Annotated in this window: 16 protein-coding genes; 13 read left to right on the plus strand and 3 right to left on the minus strand. The window is 65.4% G+C overall.

Translation table 11 applies throughout. From position 1 onward, the window contains the following. The 5 genes from J5M71_RS22525 to J5M71_RS22545 form a co-directional block, all read left to right on the plus strand. Window positions 1-3,935: Ig-like domain-containing protein (locus J5M71_RS22525; RefSeq protein WP_243434311.1), on the plus strand; the 3,935-nt coding region annotated here is incomplete at its 5' end. After that, on the plus strand, window positions 3,935-5,206 hold the full coding sequence (locus J5M71_RS22530; RefSeq protein ID WP_075045129.1) for a TolC family protein: 1,272 nt from the start codon (window positions 3,935-3,937) through the stop codon (window positions 5,204-5,206). The genes J5M71_RS22525 and J5M71_RS22530, both read left to right, overlap by 1 nt. Further along, window positions 5,196-7,358 (plus strand): type I secretion system permease/ATPase, encoded by a 2,163-nt coding sequence (locus J5M71_RS22535; RefSeq protein WP_207837228.1) that lies wholly within the window; start codon window positions 5,196-5,198, stop codon window positions 7,356-7,358. The genes J5M71_RS22530 and J5M71_RS22535 overlap by 11 nt, the downstream gene beginning before the upstream one ends. Then, entirely contained in the window at window positions 7,348-8,535 is a 1,188-nt protein-coding gene (locus tag J5M71_RS22540; RefSeq protein WP_207837229.1) for an HlyD family efflux transporter periplasmic adaptor subunit, read from the plus strand. The genes J5M71_RS22535 and J5M71_RS22540 overlap by 11 nt, the downstream gene beginning before the upstream one ends. 251 nt (window positions 8,536-8,786) lie before the next feature. Continuing rightward, a complete protein-coding gene (locus tag J5M71_RS22545) occupies window positions 8,787-9,209 on the plus strand; it encodes an anti-virulence regulator CigR family protein (protein WP_207837232.1) in 423 nt (140 codons plus the stop codon). A gap of 89 nt (window positions 9,210-9,298) precedes the next feature. On the opposite strand, the gene J5M71_RS22550 is transcribed toward J5M71_RS22545, so the two are convergent. Continuing rightward, window positions 9,299-9,508, minus strand: coding sequence for a hypothetical protein (locus J5M71_RS22550; protein WP_207837235.1), 210 nt, complete (start codon window positions 9,506-9,508; stop codon window positions 9,299-9,301). Between the two features lie 134 nt (window positions 9,509-9,642). Between J5M71_RS22550 and J5M71_RS22555 the strand changes: the two genes are divergently transcribed. Next, complete coding sequence (locus tag J5M71_RS22555; protein ID WP_207837238.1) at window positions 9,643-10,002, plus strand: hypothetical protein; 360 nt, start codon at window positions 9,643-9,645, stop codon at window positions 10,000-10,002. 1 nt (window position 10,003) lies between these two features. On the opposite strand, the gene osmE is transcribed toward J5M71_RS22555, so the two are convergent. Next, the gene (gene osmE / locus J5M71_RS22560) at window positions 10,004-10,360 is read right to left on the minus strand and encodes an osmotically-inducible lipoprotein OsmE (protein WP_207837241.1); all 357 of its coding nucleotides are present in this window, start codon (window positions 10,358-10,360) and stop codon (window positions 10,004-10,006) included. A gap of 264 nt (window positions 10,361-10,624) precedes the next feature. After that, a complete protein-coding gene (locus J5M71_RS22565; RefSeq protein WP_063914793.1) occupies window positions 10,625-10,831 on the minus strand; it encodes a hypothetical protein in 207 nt (68 codons plus the stop codon). A 229-nt stretch (window positions 10,832-11,060) separates the two neighbouring features. Between J5M71_RS22565 and J5M71_RS22570 the strand changes: the two genes are divergently transcribed. The 7 genes from J5M71_RS22570 to J5M71_RS22600 all read left to right on the plus strand — a co-directional run bounded on the left by J5M71_RS22570 (window position 11,061) and on the right by J5M71_RS22600 (window position 17,495). Then, complete coding sequence (locus J5M71_RS22570) at window positions 11,061-12,041, plus strand: quinone oxidoreductase (protein ID WP_207837244.1); 981 nt, start codon at window positions 11,061-11,063, stop codon at window positions 12,039-12,041. A 13-nt stretch (window positions 12,042-12,054) separates the two neighbouring features. Continuing rightward, window positions 12,055-12,903 carry a TauD/TfdA family dioxygenase gene (locus J5M71_RS22575; protein WP_207837249.1) on the plus strand — a complete coding sequence of 283 codons (849 nt, stop codon included), beginning with the start codon at window positions 12,055-12,057 and terminating at the stop codon, window positions 12,901-12,903. Between the two features lie 54 nt (window positions 12,904-12,957). Then, a complete protein-coding gene (locus J5M71_RS22580; protein ID WP_063914790.1) occupies window positions 12,958-14,010 on the plus strand; it encodes a 3-keto-5-aminohexanoate cleavage protein in 1,053 nt (350 codons plus the stop codon). 182 nt (window positions 14,011-14,192) lie between these two features. After that, on the plus strand, window positions 14,193-15,509 hold the full coding sequence (locus J5M71_RS22585; protein WP_207837250.1) for an MFS transporter: 1,317 nt from the start codon (window positions 14,193-14,195) through the stop codon (window positions 15,507-15,509). After that, entirely contained in the window at window positions 15,506-16,159 is a 654-nt protein-coding gene (locus tag J5M71_RS22590) for a DsbA family protein (protein ID WP_063914788.1), read from the plus strand. Before J5M71_RS22585 ends, J5M71_RS22590 begins: the two co-directional genes overlap by 4 nt. After that, on the plus strand, window positions 16,156-16,482 hold the full coding sequence (locus tag J5M71_RS22595) for a Rieske 2Fe-2S domain-containing protein (RefSeq protein WP_063914787.1): 327 nt from the start codon (window positions 16,156-16,158) through the stop codon (window positions 16,480-16,482). Before J5M71_RS22590 ends, J5M71_RS22595 begins: the two co-directional genes overlap by 4 nt. Continuing rightward, window positions 16,479-17,495: a putative sulfate exporter family transporter gene (locus tag J5M71_RS22600; protein ID WP_207837252.1), complete on the plus strand. Its 1,017-nt coding sequence runs from the start codon at window positions 16,479-16,481 to the stop codon at window positions 17,493-17,495. The genes J5M71_RS22595 and J5M71_RS22600 overlap by 4 nt, the downstream gene beginning before the upstream one ends. Window positions 17,496-17,565 lie beyond the last annotated feature (70 nt).

A 17,565-nucleotide genomic window follows, 5' to 3' on the forward strand; every position in this document is an offset into this window, starting at 1 on the left:
CCATCGCCCCGGCCGCACCCATCATCGACCCGAGCAACGGGGTGGTGATCAGTGGTACAGCTGAAGCAGGCGCCACCGTGACCCTGACCGATGGCAGCGGCAACCCGATCGGCCAGATCACCGCCGATGGCAGCGGCAACTGGAGTTTCATCCCCGGCACGCCGCTGGCCAACGGTACCGTGGTCAACGCCACGGCAACCGACCCGACCGGCAACACCAGCGCGCCGTCGAGCACCACGGTGGACTCGGTGGCCCCGGCCGCGCCGGTGGTCGACCCGAGCAACGGCACCGAGATCAGCGGTACCGCTGAAGCCGGCGTCAGGGTGATTCTCACCGACGGCAGCGGCAACCCGATCGGCCAGACCATCGCCGACGGCAGCAGCAACTGGGCCTTCACGCCTGCGACCCCGCTGGCCAATGGCACGGTGATCAATGCCGTGGCCCAGGACCCGGCCGGCAATACCAGCGGGCCGACCAGCGTCACCGTTGACGCCGTCGCGCCGCCTGCGCCAATCATCAACCCGAGCAACGGGGTGGTGATCAGTGGTACCGCTGAAGCCGGGGCCAAGGTGATCCTTACCGACGGCAGCGGTAATCCGATCGGCGAGACGACCGCCGACGGCAGCGGCAACTGGGCCTTCACGCCTGCGACCCCGCTGGCCAACGGCACAGTGATCAACGCCGTGGCCCAGGACCCGGCCAGCAATACCAGCGGGCCGACCAGCGTCACCGTTGACGCCATCGCCCCGGCCGCACCCATCATCGACCCGAGCAACGGGGTGGTGATCAGTGGTACCGCTGAAGCGGGCGCCACCGTGACCCTGACCGATGGCAGCGGCAACCCGATCGGCCAGATCACCGCCGATGGCAGCGGCAACTGGAGCTTCACCCCCGGAACGCCACTGGCCAACGGTACCGTGGTCAACGCCACGGCAACCGACCCGACCGGCAACACCAGCGCGCCGTCGAGCACCACGGTGGACTCGGTGGCCCCGGCCGCGCCGGTGGTCGACCCGAGCAACGGCACCGAGATCAGCGGTACCGCTGAAGCCGGCGTCAGGGTGATTCTCACCGACGGCAGCGGCAACCCGATCGGCCAGACCATCGCCGACGGCAGCGGCAACTGGGCCTTCACGCCTTCGACCCCGCTGGCCAATGGCACGGTGATCAATGCCGTGGCCCAGGACCCGGCCGGCAATACCAGCGGGCCGACCAGCGCCACCGTTGACGCCGTCGCCCCGGCCGCGCCGACTATCGAGCCGAGCAATGGTGCAGTCCTCACGGGTACCGCTGAGCCCGGCGCCACCGTCATCCTCACTGACGGTGGCGGCAACCCGATCGGCCAGACGACCGCCGACGGCAGTGGCGACTGGAGCTTCACCCCGGTTACTCCGCTGGCTAACGGCACGGTGATCAACGCCGTGGCCCAGGACGCGGCCAGCAATACCAGCGGGCCGACCAGCGTCACCGTTGACGCCATCGCCCCGGCCGCCCCCATCATCGACCCGAGCAACGGGTTGGTGATCAGTGGTACGGCTGAAGCGGGCGCCACCGTGACCCTGACCGATGGCAGCGGCAACCCGATCGGCCAGATCACCGCCGATGGCAGCGGCAACTGGAGTTTCACCCCCGGCACGCCGCTGGCCAACGGCACGGTGATCAACGCCGTGGCCCAGGACGCGGCCGGCAATACCAGCGGGCCGACCAGCACCACGGTGGACTCGGTGGCCCCGGCTGCGCCGGTGGTCGACCCGAGCAACGGCACCGAGATCAGCGGTACCGCTGAAGCGGGCGCCAGGGTGATCCTCACCGACGGCAGCGGCAACCCGATCGGCCAGACCATCGCCGATGGCAGCGGCAACTGGGCCTTCACGCCTGCGACCCCGCTGGCCAATGGCACGGTGATCAATGCCGTGGCCCAGGACCCGGCCGGCAATACCAGCGGGCCGACCAGCGCCACCGTTGACGCCGTCGCCCCGGCCGCGCCGACTATCGAGCCGAGCAATGGTGCAGTCCTCACGGGTACCGCTGAGCCTGGCGCCACCGTCATCCTCACTGACGGTGGCGGCAACCCGATCGGCCAGACGACCGCCGACGGCAGTGGCGACTGGAGCTTCACCCCGGTTACTCCGCTGGCCAACGGCACGGTGGTCAACGCCGTGGCCGAGGACGCCGCCGGCAATACCAGTGGCCCGGCGAGTACCACGGTCGACTCGGTGGCACCATCGGCGCCGCTGCTGAGCATCAGTGCTGACGGTGCGCTGCTCACCGGTACCGCCGAGCCGAACAGCCAGGTGCGCATCGTGGTCGACGGCGATACCGCCAACCCGATCACGGTGAATGTCGACGGCAGCGGCAGCTTCAGCCTGCCGTTCGCGCCACCCCTGATCACCGGCGAGCTGATCGCCGGGGTCGCGGTGGACGCTGCCGGCAACCTCAGCGGCCCGGCGACGATCAACGCGCCAGACCTGGCGCCGCCGACCATCAGCGTACCGGAGGCCGCTGATACCTGGATCAACGCTGCCGAGATCAGCGACGGCATTCAGGTCGATGTGGCGATCCGTCCGACCCTGCAGGTCGGCCAGGTGATCACCGTCGCGTTCGCCGGGCAGAATGGTTATGAGACGCAGGTAACGCACACCATCACTGCCGGCGACATCCTGGCCGGCAGCGTCACCGTGACCATACCCCCTGGCGATGGCATGGGGCCGTTCCCGGAGGGCGCCTCGACCGTCACCGCCGATATCAATGGCGGTACCGCGTCGAACCCGGTGCCGTTCACCGTCGACACCATTCCGCCTGCAACACCGGTGCTGTCGCTAGTGGGCAGCATCCTGACCATCTCCACCGATCCGGGCACCGAGCTGACGGTCACCGTGGACGTCGGCGGGGTCACTGCCACCGCCACGGTAACTGCCGACAACAGCGGGCTGGCTTCGCTGAACCTGCTCACCGACCTGGACATCGACCTTACCCTGGACCAACTGCTCAATGCCCAAGTCTCCGTGATCGGTGAGGACCCGGCCGGCAACCCGAGCAATGTGGCGACCATCGGCGTCGGCAGCAGCATCGAGCAGCCAGTGACCATCGGCAACTTCGGCGTCGATGTCAGCCTCAACCCGCTGAACCCGAGGTTCGGTTTCAGCGGCACCACCGAACCGGACTCCAGCGTGGTGATCCGTGTCATCACCCCGGCGCTGAACGTTGAGTTACTGCCGATCCAGGCAGACAGCGCCGGTAACTTCTCGCTTAACCTGCTGAGCCCGACCGTCCTCACCCAGCTGGGGCTGAACATCACCGATATCCTCAACCTCGGTTCGCAGATCTCGTTCAACATCGTCGCCACCGACACCAACGGCAACGACAGCTCGGCATACGGCATCACCCTGACCCCTAACGGGCTGTCGCTGAATATCGGCCAGATCGATGTCAACGGTACTGCCGGGGACGATGTCATGTCCGGGGCGAGCGGCAGTTCGGAGCACATCAACGGAGGTGATGGCAACGACCTGATCTTCAACGTGGGGACCGGCGATCACGTAGTGGCCGGCAACGGCAACGATGCCATCCAGATCACTGCGACCGACTTCATCAGCATCGACGGCGGCGGGGGCTTCGACACCCTGATCCTGGCCGACGGCATCGACCTCGACTACAACGCCGTCGGCGTTGGCACGCTCTCCAACATCGAGCGTATCGACCTCGGCAAGGGCGACTCGGGGAGCGTGCTGACCCTGACTGCGGCAGAGGTGGACGCCATCACCGATGGCAACAACATCCTGCAGATCACCGGCGAGAACAACGACACCCTCAACGTGGTGGGTGCCGTGAACACCGGGACCACCCAGCAGGTCAACGGCATTACTTACGATGTCTACAACTTTGGCAGCAGTACCCTGCTGATCGAGGACAACACGGTACAGGTCGTGGTCTGATGCGCGGCCTGTCCGTGCTCAAGGGAAGGCGCCGCGGCGCGGGAGCCCTGTGGCTCCTGTGCCTCGGGCTGCCGTTGTCCGCCCCGGCCATCCCTCTCGACCAGGCGGTGCGGGCGGGGTTGGCGATTCACCCCCAGGTGCGTTCGGCGATGGCTGAGGCGGATCGTGCGGGCACCGAGGTGGAGATCGCCAAGGGTGGCTATTACCCCTCCGTCACTATGTCCGGGGGGCCGCAGGAGTTCGACGTTGGCGAGGTTGTCTACGACGTCACCGTATCGCAGATGCTGTATGACTGGGGACGGGTGACGAGCAAGGTCGACAGCGCCAGCGCAACCCGGCGCAAGCTGTCCGAGGCGGTGCTGGTGGCGCGCGACGATGCGGCGCTGGATATCGTAGAGACCTATCTCGACGTGCTTGCCTCGGAGCGCCGGGTGGAGACGGTGCGCCAGCACATCCAGCGCCTCGACGGCATCCGCGAGATGACCCAGGCGCGCGGCAGCGACGGTTACGCCGACCGCAGCGAACTGGACCGCGCCAACCTCGAACTGGCGCGTGCCCAGGAACAGTTGTCGCTGGAGAAGGGCAACCTGCAGGACGCGCGCAACCAGTACGCGATCCTGGTTGGCCAGGACCCCTCCGAACTGGTCGAGCCCGAGCCGATGTCGCTGCAGCGCTACCTGGCTGCCAGCGACGTGGCGCGGGTGATCCGCGAGTCGCCGTTGCAGCGCAAGGCGTTGGAGGACGCCAATGTCGCCGAGGCGCAAGTCCGCGAGGCCAAGGCTTCGCTGCTGCCGCAATTGAACCTGGAGGCCTCCGCGCTGCGCCGGGAGATCGGTGGTCGCCCGGAAAGCGACTCGGTGATGTCGCTGCGCTTTCGCATGGACACCTTCCAGGGGCTTTCCAACTTCCGCCGGCCGACTGCTGCGCAACAGCGCCTGGAGTCGGCGCAATGGACGGCCGATGCGATGCAGCGTGACATCCGCCGGCAACTGCAGACGCTGTTCGACAACGGTGACACGCTGCGCTGGCGGGAACAGTCGCTGAGCCAGCAGGTGACGGAGTCGGAACAGGTCGGCGAGCTGTACCGCGAGCAGTTCGAGGTCGGCCGGCGCGACGTGATCGACTTGCTCAACGTGCAGCGCGAACGCTTCGAGGCCGAGCGACAATTGATCAATCTGCACATCGAGCGCAAGCGCATCGAGTACCGGGCGGCCGCGCAAGTCGGGCTGTTGGGGGCATTACTGGAGAATCGGTTGAATCATGGAAGTTGAACAATCCCCGGATAATGTCGTGACCCTGAACCACGACGACCCGCTGCGCCAGGGCCTGCTGCTGCTGTGCCGGCAACTGGGCCGGCCGCTGGGCGACGCCGAGCTGGTCGACGGCCTGGCGCTGGAGCATGGACGCCTGCCGTTGCGCCTGGTCGCCCGCGCCCTGCGTCGCGCCGACATCACTGCCAGGGTCGCGGAGCTGCCGTTGCGGCAGATGGACGCCTACCTGCTGCCGGCCCTGCTGTTGCTCGACGATGGCCGCAGCCTGCTGCTGGTTGGCATCGAGGGTGAGCAGTACGAGGTGCTGGTGCCGCAGAGCGACGGCGGCCGTGAGTGCATGGCGCTGCCCGCGCTGGAGGCGCTTTACAGCGGCACGGCGGTGTTTGCCAAGTGCCGCTACCGCCCCGACGGGCGGGTTGGCGACTACGCCAGCGGCCTGCCGGAACACTGGTTCTTCGGGCCGCTCAAGCGGCTCTGGCGCTCCTACGCGGAAGTCACGGCGGCGGCCCTGGTGGCCAACGTCCTGGCCGTCGCCTCGGCGCTGTTCGCCATGCAGGTGTACGACCGCGTGGTGCCCAACGCGGCCTTCGATACCCTGTGGATACTCGCCAGCGGCGTGGCCCTGGCAATCATCGTCGACGGGGTATTGCGGATCCTTCGCGGGCACCTGCTGAACGTACTTGGCAAGCGCCTGGACCTGCAATTGTCGAGCCTGCTGTTCTCACGTGTGCTGAGCACCCGGATCGCCGCCAAACCGGCGTCGATGGGGGCGTTCAGCACCCAGGTGCGTGAGTTCGAGTCGGTCCGCGAGTTCTTCACCTCGTCCAGTGCCGCGCTGATCAGCGACCTGCCGTTCGTGGTGATCTTCCTGTTGATCATCGCCGTGATCGGTGGCCATGTGGTCTGGGTTCCGCTGGTGGCCTGCGTGTTGATGCTGCTGCCGGGGTTGCTGACCCAGCGCCTGCTGGGGCACCTGTCGCGGCAGAACCTGCGCGAGGGGGCGATGAAGAACAGCGTGCTGCTGGAAGCCTTCGAACACCTGGAGACGGTCAAGGCCGCGCGTGCCGAAGGCCGCTGCCGCCAGCAGTGGGAGACGCTCACCGGGGAACTGGCCGGTACTGCGATGAAGACCCATGCCCTGGCCTCGACCCTCAGCTACTCGGCCAGTATCGTCCAGCAGCTGTGCTATGTCGGGGTGGTGGTGTTCGGCGTCTACCGGATAAGCGACGGGGCGATGACCGTCGGTGCCCTGGTGGCTTGTTCGATCCTTGCCTCGCGGGCCATCGCACCCTTGTCCCAGGCTGCCGCCATCCTCGGCCGCTGGCAGCACACCAAGGTGGCCCTGGAGGGCCTCGACCAGTTGATGTCGGCCGAGCAGGAGCGTCCCGTCGGCAAGCGCTTCGTGCACCGCGAGCGGCTCCACGGGCATTACCGCCTCGAGGCGCTGCGCCTGGCCCACGGCGACAGCCCGCCGGTGGTCGACGTACAGGCGCTGAGCATCCAGGCCGGCGAGCGGGTGGCGCTGCTCGGCGGCAACGGTGCCGGCAAGTCGACCCTGTTGCGGCTGCTCAGTGGCCTGCTCGACGCGCAATCCGGCCGGCTGTTGCTGGACGACATCGCCCTGAGCCAGATCGACCCGGCCGACCGCCAGCGCGGCATCGGCTACTTGCCACAGGACGTGGCGCTGTTCCACGGCAGCCTGCGCGAAAACCTCAACCTGGCGAACGCTGCGTTGGGCGACGAGGAATTGCTGGACGCCCTCGATGGCGTGGGGCTGGGCACTTTCGTACGCGCCCACCCGCTGGGCCTGGACATGCCGATCCAGGGCAACGCCAGCCTCTCCGGCGGCCAGCGTCAGGCGGTCGGGCTGGCCCGGGTACTGCTACAGGACCCGCCGATCCTGTTGCTCGACGAGCCGACCGCGGCCTTCGACCAAAACAGCGAGAAACAGGTTATCGACTACCTGCAGAAGTGGCTTGGCCGGCGCACCTTGATCATCACCACCCACAAGAAAAGCGTGCTGGCGCTGGTGGACCGTGCGGTGGTGCTGCGCAACGGCCAGGTGATCATGGACGGCCCGCTGAACCAGGTGGTGCTGGGCAACCAGGTGCAGGCGCCGCAGGTCGCCGAAGGAGCTGGCCATGGCAACTGAAAAAAATTCAGTAGTGTTGCGCCGGCAACTGGCCGACCCCTTGCTGGCGACCACTCACCCGGTCTATCGCCCGCTGCTCTGGACCCTGCTCGGCAGCGTCGTGCTGTTCGTCGCCTGGGCCGCCTGGGCAGAGCTCGATGAGGTGACGCGCGGTGACGGGCGCGTGGTGCCGTTCAGTCGCATCCAGAAGATCCAGAGCCTGGAAGGGGGCATTCTCGACCGTCTGCTGGTGCAGGAGGGCGACCTGGTAGAGGTTGGCCAGCCGCTGTTGCGCCTCGACGAGACGCGCTTTCTCACCAATTTCCAGGAGTCGGCCAACCAGGCCGGCGTGCTGCGGGCGGCCATCGCCCGGCTGGACGCCGAGGTGCTGGGCAAGGCGGCCATCGAATTTCCCCCGGATATCGACCCGCAGGGGCCGCTGGCGCGTTCCGAGCGGGAGCTGTTCAAGTCGCGGCGGGACAAGCTGCTCGAAGGTAGCCAGGCGATCCAGAGGCAGATCAGCCTGGCCCAGAGCCAGCTCGACCTGGTCCGCCCGCTGGTGGCCAAGCGTGCGGTGAGCCAGATGGAGGCTCTGCGGCTGAGCCAGGACATAGCTACCCTCAACGGCAAGCTGACCGAGCTGAAGAGCAGCTACTTCCAGGATGCCTACACCGAGCGCTCACAGCGCAAGGCCGACCTCAGTGCGCTGGAGCCGATCGTACAGCAGCGCCAGGACCAGTTGCGCCGTACCGGGATCGTTTCGCCGGTGCGGGGGCGGGTCAACACCGTGCTGATCAATACCCGTGGCGGGGTGATCCAGCCCGGCGAGGCGATCATGGAAGTGATTCCGGTGGAGGACCGCCTGCTGGTAGAGGCCAGGATCAAGCCGCGTGACGTGGCCTTCCTGGTGCCGGGCATGCCGGCCAAGGTGAAGATCACCGCCTACGACTTCAGCATTTATGGCGATCTCAAGGGCACCCTGGAGCAAATCAGCGCCGACACCATCGAAGAGGACACGCCCCACGGCAAGGAGTCGTACTACCAGGTGCTGATCCGCACTGACGGCAGCCAGCTCAAGCGCGGCGAGGAGGTGCTGCCGATCATCCCCGGCATGGTGGCCGAAGTGGATATCCTCAGTGGCAAGCGCAGCGTCCTCAATTACTTGCTGCGCCCGCTGATCAAGGCCCGTCTCTATTGAGCGGCAGTGTGCAGCGAGGCATTGGAACGGGAATTGCTGTACCCCTGTAAACCTGTGCATTTGGGGATACGGCAATGTTTCCAGAAGATCTGTATGTCATGTTCCTCTTCGCCGTTGTCGTGCTGGCCCTCGATGTGGCAGCCATCGTGCTCTATCGGGGGGCCAAGCCCTGACCCCGCGTCTGGGGACTTTCACCCTGAACCGGGTTTTGGTCTAAAGTGCGGGGACGTCCCCTTGTGTAAGGAAACAGCATGGCAATGCATCGATGGGCAGTCGTGGCTACTTCAATCGTGTTGGCAGTGGCACCTGCGCTCACTTATGCCGACCCGGGTAACGGTAAAGGGCAGGGCCATGGCAAGGACAAGGGCCAGCACAGTAAAGGTCACGGTGCCGCGTATGGTGGCCCGTCGATAAACCGTGGCGATGTGCTTGGCATTCTCGACGGGCACCGCAACTATTGGAGCGCAGGCGCGCCGCTGCCCCCCGGCATCCAGAAGAACCTGGCCCGTGGCAAGCCACTGCCACCGGGTATCGCCAAGAAGCTGGATGGCAGGCTGCTGGGGCAGCTCCCTCATTATGATGGCTATGAATGGATGCAGGCGGGTGTGGACCTGATCCTGGTGGCAGTCGCTACGGGGATCATCTACGAGGTATTGAACGGCGCGCTGGATTGATGCTGTGAAGCGTTCCTGAAGCTGGACCTGGGTTCAACGTCAGGAGCGCCGTTCAGCCTGTCGGTGCAGGCTGGCTAATAGAGCCAGACTCAGGTTTTATCAGGTGTTTCCTGCACTTGCAGCACTGACCCCTTGTCGTCCGTCACCAGCAATCCGCTGGGCTGCGAGCCTTTCATTGGTTGTTCGGCGATCGGCATATCTGCGGTACGAAAGATACTGACGCCTTGTTCCCCTGCCTCCAGGGTTACGAGTTTTCCATCCTGATAGAAGTAGCGCGTGCGGACGGTGTTCTGTGGCATGACGTGTGCTCCCGTGTCTGTTGGTAGCTGCACTTTGTCAGTGTCCACCCGCCCATGCCACTGGTAGAAATATCAGGTGCAGCCTGGGTAGCAAGACCTTGGTTGATTAGTCAGTCAGTGCAACGCTCGTTAGAATGCAGCGTATTCTTGATGGCCAAATGCAAATGTCTACATTTCGTATCTTTCTCGCCGCTGTACTGGTCACCGGCCTTGCCGGCTGCGCAACCCCTGGCAAACCCACTGCCAGCAAACTGACCCACAAATCACCCCAGCAATACGCCGCCTGCGTACTGCCCAAGTGGCAAGCGCTGGCGCCACAGGCCACGCAGAAGTCGATCGCCCACGGCTACCGGCTGACGGCCCCCAGCGCTGTGGCATCCGATGACGTGTTGGACGTAGTCGATTCCCGCGAGGGTAGCCGCGCGACGTTCTACAAAGGCAGCTTTCTGTCTGGTGACAAATTGCGCCAGGCTGCCAAGGAATGCCTGGACTGAATCAGTAGCCCGAGCCGCTTGAGCCGCCCATGCTGGGCAGGCGGGCCCTGCGCTGGGCATTGCTCCATTCGGCGCAGGTCATGAAAGCGGTATTGTCCACTTTGCCGGTGCCGTCGAAGCTGACGCTGTAAGGTTGCCGGTTGTCGGCCTTGGTCAGCATGTAGTCGAAGCAGGTGCCGGGTACCACGGTGCGCTCAGTCTCGGCAGAGGGTTTGCCGCCGATCTGCATGACCTGGTCTTTGCTCATGCCGTTGTCGACTTTCGCAACCAGCGGCTGGTCGTGGTACAGCGCGGAGTTGGACGAGCAGGCAGAAAGCGCTGTCAGTGCAAAGATCAGCGCATGAAAGGGTTTGTTCATGGCAGTGCTCCGGTAGAGGATGCCAATCGCCTGATTGCCGGTTGGCAGCAGGGCGAGATCACGAACACTTGACCCCCTGTGGGAGCGGCTTTAGCCGCGAACACCGGCGCAACCGGTGCCATGCAGCGCGTTGGATTCTTCGCGGCTAAAGCCGCTCCCACAGGGTACGCGGACCGCTTGCGAACTCAGTTCTCTACATGACAGCGCAACCCGAAAGGCTGGGCGATCTCCCACAGGGGGCGAGCAAGGCAATTGCTTGCTCTATCAGCCTACATCACCGCGCTTGTTCAGCTGCTCGCACTGCACCTGCGCATCCGTCCTGCTTGGATAGCTGGGCTTGAGCCGCTCCTTCGCTTGGTTGTCGTAAATGTCGAACCCCCCACAAACGGTAGCGGCGTAATAGCGGCTACCCACGCGGAACGACTCCTTTTCGATCGGTACAGCGGGAACGATAACGAATCTTGGTTGCATTTTTCGTGCCTCCCCAGGCAGAGACTTAAGTATTAGTCTGACCATGGATAAGCATCAAGGAGGCTCATGAATAAAACGCGGTTTTCGTGAACGACAGGTCGACGCCCGTACTGTCATCAAATGAAAACCCGCTGTCGTCCGATGCGAAGCACCCCGCACACCAAGGGCATACAGTCCAATCACCCAGAACTGACGCCATGCGTCCAGATCGATGATTGGAGAGACAAGCATGTCCAAAGTCGTACGTTTCCATCAGACCGGTGGCCCCGAGGTGCTGCGCTACGAGGACGCCGAGGTCGGCGAGCCCGGCCCGGGGCAGGTGCGCTTGCGCCAGGTGGCGGTGGGCCTGAACTACGCCGATACCTATTTCCGCAACGGCACCTACCCGATCCCGCTGCCCAACGGCATTGGCGTGGAAGCGGCCGGCGTGGTCGAGGCGGTGGGCGAGGGCGTGACCCAGGTGGCGGTCGGTGACCGGGTCACCTACACCGGTTTCCTCAACACCCTGGGCGCTTATTGCACCGAGCGCCTGATCCCTGCTGCCGCGCTGATCAAGCTGCCAGATACCATCGCCTTCGAAACCGCCGCCGCCATGACCATGCGCGGCCTGACCTCCGCCTACCTGCTGCGTCGGCTCCATGATTTCAAACCCGGCGACAGCGTGCTGCTGCATGCCGCTGCTGGCGGGGTCGGCCTGATCGTCGCGCAGTGGGCGCGGCTGCTGGGGCTGAACGTGATCGGCACGGTGTCCACCGAGGCCAAGGCCGAAGTGGCGCGTGCCCATGGCTGCAACCACGTCATCAACTACAGCGTCGAGGACGTGGCCACGCGCGTGCGTGAGTTGACCGATGGGGTGGGGGTGAATGTGGTGTTCGACAGCGTTGGCAAGAACACCTTCATGGGCTCGCTCGATTCGCTCAAGCGCCGCGGCCTGATGGTATGCGTCGGCACGGCGTCGGGCACCATCCCGCCGTTCGACCCGCAGTTGCTGGCGATCAAGGGCTCGCTGCAGCTCACCCGCCCGGCACTGGCCGACTTCATCGCCGACCCGGCGGAAAAGGCCGACCTGGCCGGCGAGCTGTTCGACCACGTCGGCAGCGGGCGCATCCGTATCGAGATCAACCAGCACTACGCACTGCAGGATGCCGTCCAGGCCCACCGCGACCTGGAAGCGCGCAAGACCACCGGCTCGTCGATCTTCGTCATCTGAAGAGGGCAACAGCATGCACATCGAACAACTGACCTGCGCGATCGGGGCCGAGGTAAGTGGGGTCAACCTGGCCGACGCGATCCACGACAACGACCTGTTCGCCCAGCTGCGCGCGCAGTTGCTCCGGCACCGTGTGCTGTTCCTGCGCGACCAGCACTTCAGCCGCGCCGAACACGTGGCCTTTGCGCGCCGCTTCGGCGACCTGGAGGACCACCCGGTGGCCGGCAGCGACCCGGAACACCCGGGCCTGGTGCAGATCTACAAGCGCCCGGACCAGCCCAACGACCGCTATGAAAATGCCTGGCACACCGACGCCACCTGGCGCGAGGCCCCGCCGATGGGCTGTGTGCTGCGCTGCATCGAATGCCCGCCAGTGGGCGGCGACACGATGTGGGCGAACATGGTGCTGGCCTATGAAAACCTGCCAGGCGATGTGAAGGCCAAGATCGAAGGCCTGCGCGCCCGCCACAGCATCGAGGCCAGCTTTGGCGCTGCCATGCCGCTGGAAAAGCGCCTGGCGTTGAAGGCGCAGTTCCCCGATGCCGAGCACCCGGTGGTGCGCACGCACCCGGAAACCGGCGAGCAGGTGCTGTTCGTCAACGCCTTCACCACCCATTTCAGCAATTACCACACCCCGCAGCGGGTGCGCTTCGGCCAGGACGCCAACCCCGGTGCCAGCGACCTGCTGCGCTACCTGATCAGCCAGGCCTACCTGCCGGAGTACCAGGTGCGCTGGCGCTGGCAGCCCAACAGCGTGGCGATCTGGGACAACCGCAGCACCCAGCACTACGCCGTCATGGACTACCCGCCGTGCCACCGCAAGATGGAGCGCGCCGGGATCAAGGGCAGCCCCACGTTCTGAGTTCGTCGCCGTCGCTGGCGGCAACCGCACAATAACAATAGCGAGGACTACAGCATGCAATTCTTCGACGATTCGTTGCACCCGGAAAACATGGAAAAGGTGGTGATCACCGTGGCCCCCTATGGCCCGGAGTGGATGCCCGAAGACTTCCCGGAAGACATTCCCCTGACCATGGACGAGCAGGTGCAGAAGGCCGTCGACTGCTACGAGGCAGGCGCCACCGTGTTGCACCTGCATGTGCGTGAACTGGACGGCAAAGGCTCCAAGCGCCTGTCCAAGTTCAACGAGCTGATCGCCGGGGTGCGTGAGGCGGTGCCGGACATGATCATCCAGGTTGGCGGGTCGATTTCCTTCGCCCCGGAAAGCGAAGGCGAGGCGGCCAAGTGGCTGTCGGACGACACCCGGCACATGCTCGCCGAGCTGACGCCGCGCCCCGACCAGGTGACCGTGGCCATCAACACCACGCAGATGAACATCATGGAGTTGCTGTACCCCGAGTACCTGGAAGGCACCTCGCTGGCCAGCCCGGCGATTCATGCCGCCTACAGCGAGATGACCGTGCCGGCCGGCCCGGCCTGGGTCCGCGAGCACCTGCGTCGCCTGCAGGCCAGCAACATCCAGCCGCATTTCCAGCTGACCGGCATGCATGCCCTGGAGACGCTCGAGCGCATCGTCCGCCGCGGTGACTACATGGGGCCGCTGAACCTGACCTGGATCGGCATCGGCGGCGGCTTCGACGGCCCCAACCCGTTCAACTTCTTCAACTTCATCCACCGCGCGCCGGACGGTTGCACCCTGACCGCGGAATCGTTGCTGAAGAACGTGCTGCCGTTCAACACCATGGCCCTGGCGATGGGCCTGCACCCGCGCTGTGGCAACGAAGACACCATCATCGACCAGCATGGCAAGCGCTTCACCTCGGTGCAGCAGATCCAGCAGACCGTGCGCGTGGCCCACGAGCTGGGCCGCGAGATAGCCAGCGGCAAGGAAGCACGCGCCATTTACCGCATCGGGCAGCAGTACGACAGTATCGAGCAGACCTTGAAGGCCAACGGCATGGCGCCGAATCGCCAGCCGGGTGTGAAGGGTGTGCCGCAGCGTACCTGACACGGCAGGCACGTCCTCTTCGCGGGCATGCCCGCTCCCACAGGTGCGGTGTTGGCCCAACGGTTGACGCGGTACCTGTGGGAGCGGGCGAGCCCGCGAAGAGGGCCGCAAAAGCAACATGAATGTTGGCTGTAACCCATAACAACAAGAACAACCTCACGCCCCACACCCAAGGAGGCAACATGGCCACCTATCTCGCCAGTGCCGAAGATTCCGGCACCGACACCGCCCACAGCGTCCCCCGGCGCTATGCCTGGGTGGTCTTCGCCCTGACCTTTGGCCTGTTGATCTCCGACTACATGTCGCGCCAGGTGCTCAACGCGGTGTTCCCGCTGCTCAAGGGCGAATGGGCATTGAGCGACAGCCAGCTCGGCTTGCTCAGCGGCATCGTCGCGCTGATGGTCGGCCTGCTGACATTTCCGCTGTCGCTGTTGGCCGACCGCTTCGGCCGGGTACGCAGCCTGGTGCTGATGGCGGTACTGTGGAGCCTGGCCACCCTCGGCTGCGCCCTGGCGGAAAACTACCCGCAGATGTTCATCGCACGGTTTCTGGTCGGGGTGGGCGAGGCGGCCTACGGCAGTGTCGGCATTGCAGTGGTGGTCGCCGTGTTCCCCCGCGACATGCGCTCGACCCTGGCCGGGGCGTTCATGGCCGGTGGCATGTTCGGCTCGGTGCTGGGCATGGCCCTGGGCGGTGTGCTGGCCCAGCACCTGGGCTGGCGCTGGGCATTCGCCGGCATGGCGCTGTTCGGCCTGGTGCTGGCGATGCTGTACCCACTGATCGTCAAGGAGGCGCGTATTGTGCCTCGGTGCGCGCAGCATTTGCAGGGCAAGGCCAGTCGCCCGCTGCGCACGCTGTACAGCAGCCGTTCGGTCATCGCGGCCTACGTCGGCAGTGGGCTGCAGCTGTTCGTCGGCGGCACCGTGATCGTGTGGATGCCCAGTTACCTGAACCGCTATTACGCCATGGGCACCGACCGCGCCGGGGCGATTGCCGCGGTCATCGTGCTGTGCAGCGGCATCGGCATGATCCTCTGTGCCATGCTCTGCGACCGCCTCGGGCGGCAGCGCCCGGACCGCAAGATCAGCCTGGCAATTGCCTACTGCCTGGGCAGTTGTGCGCTGCTGTCCATCGCTTTCGCACTGCCAGCCGGCACCGCGCAACTGGTGCTTATCTGCCTGGGCATGATGATTGCCGCCGGCACCAACGGCCCGTCCAGTGCCATGGTCGCCAACCTCACCCACGCCTCGGTGCACGGCACCGCGTTCGCAACCCTGACCCTGGCCAACAACCTGTTGGGCCTGGCAACCGGGCCGCTGATCACTGGGCGCGTTTCCGACCTGATCGGCCTGCATGCCGCCTTCCAGCTGGTGCCGCTGATGAGCATCGGCGCGGCGGCCGTGTTTTTCCTTGCCAAACGTCATTACCACCGCGACATGGAGCGTCTGCATGCACCGGCACAGAACGCTGCTGGCGTACCCCGGGAGTTGAAACCGTGAAACAGCTGTTGTCCGTCGAAGTGTTCTTCGATTTCGTCTGCCCGTGGTGCCTGATTGGCCAGCGGCACCTGCAGGCCGCCCTGTTGCTGTTGCAGCGCGAACAGCCGCAAGTGCAAGTACAACTGCAATGGCGAGGTGTGCAGTTGTTGCCTGGCTTGCCAGCTGGTGGCGTGCCGTTCCATGCCTTTTATCTGCAGCGCCTGGGCAGCGAGGAGGCGGTGCGCGAGCGCCAGGCCCAGGTGCGCGCCGCTGCTCGCGTGGTCGGTGAGGACATCGACTTCACGCGTATTCGCCGCATGCCCAACACCGCCAATGCCCATCGGCTGCTGCAACGGGCCACCCGGCTGCTGGATGCATCGCAACTGGAAAACCTGCTGGCACAGCTGTTCATCGCCTATTTCCACCAGGGCCGCGACCTGGGGGATAGCCGCACATTGCTCGACATCGCCCAGTGTTGTGGGCTGGAGGCCGTACAGGTTGCCGACTGCCTGCGTGACGACGGCAGCCCGTTCCTCGATGGGGCAGGGCGCGCAGGCAGTGCCGTGCCGCGTTTCCGCTTCAATCAGGGGCCGCTCATCGCTGGCGCGCAGCCTGCCGAGGTGCTGTTTGCGGCCATGACCGAAGCGCTGCAAGAGGTTGAACGGGTATGACCCGGCGTATTGCACTGGCCCCCCATCAGGTGCCGGAACGTAACGGCCGCGTGCTGCTGGCCTGCGAAGGGCGCAGCGTGGCGCTGTTCAACGTGGCCGACTCGCTCTATGCCATCGAAGACAGCTGCCCGCACCAGGGCGCATCGTTGTGCGGCGGGCGGCTGGAGGGCCGTGTCATCCAGTGCTGCGCGCATGGCCTGCGCTTTGACCTGGCCAGCGGCTACCTGGTCAATTCCAGGGCTTTGAAGGTTGCCAGCTACCCGGTCGAGCAGCAGGGCGGGCAGGTCTACATCGTGTTTGACAGTGAGGAAGCGGGGCAATGAATACACTGGCACTGAGCGCTACCCATCAGCGTATCCGCACCCTCGCCCCGGGAGTGGTGGTCAGCCTTATCGTCGGCGCGGCCGCCAGTTTCCTCAGCGAGCATTACGCGGCGCCGGTCATGCTGTTTGCCCTGCTGCTGGGGATGGCACTGAACTTTCTCGCGGTCGACGGCCCCTGCAAGGCCGGTATCGAATTTACCGCCCGCACGGTACTGCGCCTGGGTGTGGCGCTGCTTGGCATGCGCATCACCCTGGACCAGATCGCCAGCCTGGGCTGGAAACCCGTGGTCCTGGTCATCACCCTGGTGGTGGTGACGATCCTGGCCTCGGTGGTGGTGGCCAAGGTGCTGGGTTTTTCACGGCTGTTCGGCATGCTCACCGGCGGTGCCACGGCCATTTGCGGTGCCTCGGCGGCGCTGGCACTGGCAGCGGCCTTGCCCCAGCACCCGCGCAAAGAGCATGCAACGCTGTTCACCGTGATCGGCGTGTCGGCGCTGTCGACCCTGGCGATGATCCTCTACCCGATGATCGCCCAGTGGTTGCACCTGTCACCCGCGCAGGCCGGGGTCTTCCTCGGTGCGACCATCCACGACGTGGCGCAGGTGGTGGGGGCCGGCTACAGCATGTCCACCGAGACCGGTGACATCGCCACGGTGGTCAAGCTGATGCGGGTGGCCATGCTGTTGCCGGTCATTGTCTGCGCGGCCATGATCACCCGGCGCCAGGGCCTGGAGGCCGGTGGCCAGCGGCCGCCCTTGCTGCCATGGTTCGCCGTCGGCTTCCTGCTGCTGGCCTGCGTCAACAGCACAGGCTGGGTGCCCGCCGCGGTGCAGGGCGGTATCAACGACCTGTCGCGTGGCTGCCTGGTGGTGGCGATCAGTGCCCTGGGCATGAAAACCCAACTCAAGGCGCTGGCTTCGGTCGGGGTAAAACCCATTGCGCTGATGGTGGGGGAGAGCGTGTTTCTGGTGCTTTTGGTGCTGGCGTTGATGCGTTGGGTGGGTACGGCTTGAGATTTGTGGCGCCTGTGAGATCGAGCGCCGCCCGCGCGGCGCTCGATCTCAAAATCACCAAAAATCTCAG

Source organism: Pseudomonas sp. 43(2021), from assembly GCF_017490805.1.
GTDB lineage: Bacteria > Pseudomonadota > Gammaproteobacteria > Pseudomonadales > Pseudomonadaceae > Aquipseudomonas.